Raw genomic sequence first — 2973 nt, 5'->3', positions numbered from 1 at the left:
AAAAGCGTTGGTTAAGTCCTCGATCTATTAGTATCAGTCAGCTCCACATGTCACCATGCTTCCACCTCTGACCTATCAACCTGATCATCTTTCAGGGATCTTACTAGCTTGCGCCATGGGAAATCTCATCTTGAGGGGGGCTTCATGCTTAGATGCTTTCAGCACTTATCCCGTCCGCACGTAGCTACCCAGCTATGCCTTTGGCAAGACAACTGGTACACCAGCGGTGCGTCCATCCCGGTCCTCTCGTACTAAGGACAGCTCCTCTCAAATTTCCTGCGCCCGCGACGGATAGGGACCGAACTGTCTCACGACGTTCTGAACCCAGCTCGCGTACCGCTTTAATGGGCGAACAGCCCAACCCTTGGGACCGACTACAGCCCCAGGATGCGATGAGCCGACATCGAGGTGCCAAACCTCCCCGTCGATGTGGACTCTTGGGGGAGATAAGCCTGTTATCCCCGGGGTAGCTTTTATCCGTTGAGCGATGGCCCTTCCATGCGGAACCACCGGATCACTAAGCCCGACTTTCGTCCCTGCTCGACTTGTAGGTCTCGCAGTCAAGCTCCCTTGTGCCTTTACACTCTACGAATGATTTCCAACCATTCTGAGGGAACCTTTGGGCGCCTCCGTTACTCTTTAGGAGGCGACCGCCCCAGTCAAACTGCCCACCTGACACTGTCTCCCACCCCGATAAGGGGCGCGGGTTAGAATTTCAATACAGCCAGGGTAGTATCCCACCAACGCCTCCACCGAAGCTGGCGCTCCGGCTTCTCAGGCTCCTACCTATCCTGTACAAGCTGTACCAAAATTCAATATCAGGCTGCAGTAAAGCTCCACGGGGTCTTTCCGTCCTGTCGCGGGTAACCTGCATCTTCACAGGTACTATAATTTCACCGAGTCTCTCGTTGAGACAGTGCCCAGATCGTTACACCTTTCGTGCGGGTCGGAACTTACCCGACAAGGAATTTCGCTACCTTAGGACCGTTATAGTTACGGCCGCCGTTTACTGGGGCTTCGGTTCAAAGCTTCGCTTGCGCTAACCTCTCCCCTTAACCTTCCAGCACCGGGCAGGTGTCAGCCCCTATACTTCGCCTTGCGGCTTCGCAGAGACCTGTGTTTTTGCTAAACAGTCGCCTGGGCCTATTCACTGCGGCTTTTCTGGGCTATTCACCCTAAAAAGCACCCCTTCTCCCGAAGTTACGGGGTCATTTTGCCGAGTTCCTTAACGAGAGTTCTCTCGCACACCTTAGGATTCTCTCCTCGCCTACCTGTGTCGGTTTGCGGTACGGGCACCTTACATCTCACTAGAGGCTTTTCTTGGCAGCGTGGAATCAGGAACTTCGGTACTATATTTCCCTCGCCATCACAGCTCCGCCTTAATGGAAACGGGATTTGCCTCGTTTCCGGCCTAACTGCTTGGACGCGCATATCCAACAGCGCGCTTACCCTATCCTTCTGCGTCCCCCCATCGTTCAAACGATGTATAGGTGGTACAGGAATATCAACCTGTTGTCCATCGCCTACGCCTTTCGGCCTCGGCTTAGGTCCCGACTAACCCTGAGCGGACGAGCCTTCCTCAGGAAACCTTAGGCATTCGGTGGAAGGGATTCTCACCCTTCTTTCGCTACTCATACCGGCATTCTCACTTCTAAGCGCTCCACCAGTCCTTCCGGTCTGACTTCAACGCCCTTAGAACGCTCTCCTACCATCGACACCATACGGTGTCAATCCACAGCTTCGGTGATACGTTTAGCCCCGGTACATTTTCGGCGCGGAGTCACTCGACCAGTGAGCTATTACGCACTCTTTAAATGGTGGCTGCTTCTAAGCCAACATCCTGGTTGTCTAAGCAACTCCACATCCTTTTCCACTTAACGTATACTTTGGGACCTTAGCTGGTGGTCTGGGCTGTTTCCCTTTCGACTACGGATCTTATCACTCGCAGTCTGACTCCCAAGAATAAGTATTTGGCATTCGGAGTTTGACTGAATTCGGTAACCCGTTGGGGGCCCCTAGTCCAATCAGTGCTCTACCTCCAATACTCTCATCTTGAGGCTAGCCCTAAAGCTATTTCGGAGAGAACCAGCTATCTCCAGGTTCGATTGGAATTTCTCCGCTACCCACACCTCATCCCCGCACTTTTCAACGTGCGTGGGTTCGGGCCTCCATTCAGTGTTACCTGAACTTCACCCTGGACATGGGTAGATCACCTGGTTTCGGGTCTACGACCTCATACTCATTCGCCCTATTCAGACTCGCTTTCGCTGCGGCTCCGTCTCATCAACTTAACCTCGCATGAAATCGTAACTCGCCGGTTCATTCTACAAAAGGCACGCCATTACCCATTAACGGGCTTTGACTACTTGTAGGCACACGGTTTCAGGATCTATTTCACTCCCCTTCCGGGGTGCTTTTCACCTTTCCCTCACGGTACTGGTTCACTATCGGTCACTAGGGAGTATTTAGCCTTGGGAGATGGTCCTCCCTGCTTCCGACGGGATTTCTCGTGTCCCGCCGTACTCAGGATCCACTCAGGAGGGAACGAAGTTTCAACTACAGGGTTTTTACCTTCTTCGACGGACCTTTCCAGGTCGCTTCATTTACCCCGTTCCTTTGTAACTCCATGTTGAGTGTCCTACAACCCCAAGAGGCAAGCCTCTTGGTTTGGGCTAATTCCGTTTCGCTCGCCGCTACTCAGGAAATCGCGTTTGCTTTCTCTTCCTCCGGGTACTTAGATGTTTCAGTTCCCCGGGTCTGCCTTCAGTACCCTATGTATTCAGGTAAAGATACTGTTCCATTACGAACAGTGGGTTTCCCCATTCGGAAATCTCCGGATCAAAGCTTACTTACAGCTCCCCGAAGCATATCGGTGTTAGTCCCGTCCTTCATCGGCTCCTAGTGCCAAGGCATCCACCGTGCGCCCTTTCTAACTTAACCGTTAAAAAAGATCTTACAGATGCTTTGAAAAAA

The 2973-nt window shown here is 52.4% G+C and carries 1 rRNA gene; it reads right to left on the bottom strand.

Features of this window, described 5'->3' with window-relative positions:
* Nucleotides 1-7 precede the first annotated feature (7 nt).
* Nucleotides 8-2940: ribosomal RNA gene (locus AC3WLU_RS26640) — 23S ribosomal RNA — on the bottom strand.
* Nucleotides 2941-2973 lie beyond the last annotated feature (33 nt).

Source organism: Peribacillus sp. FW305-BF15 (assembly GCF_058783805.1).
The sequence above is the reverse complement of the archived record's forward strand: the minus strand, read 5'-3'. Positions and strand labels throughout refer to the sequence as shown.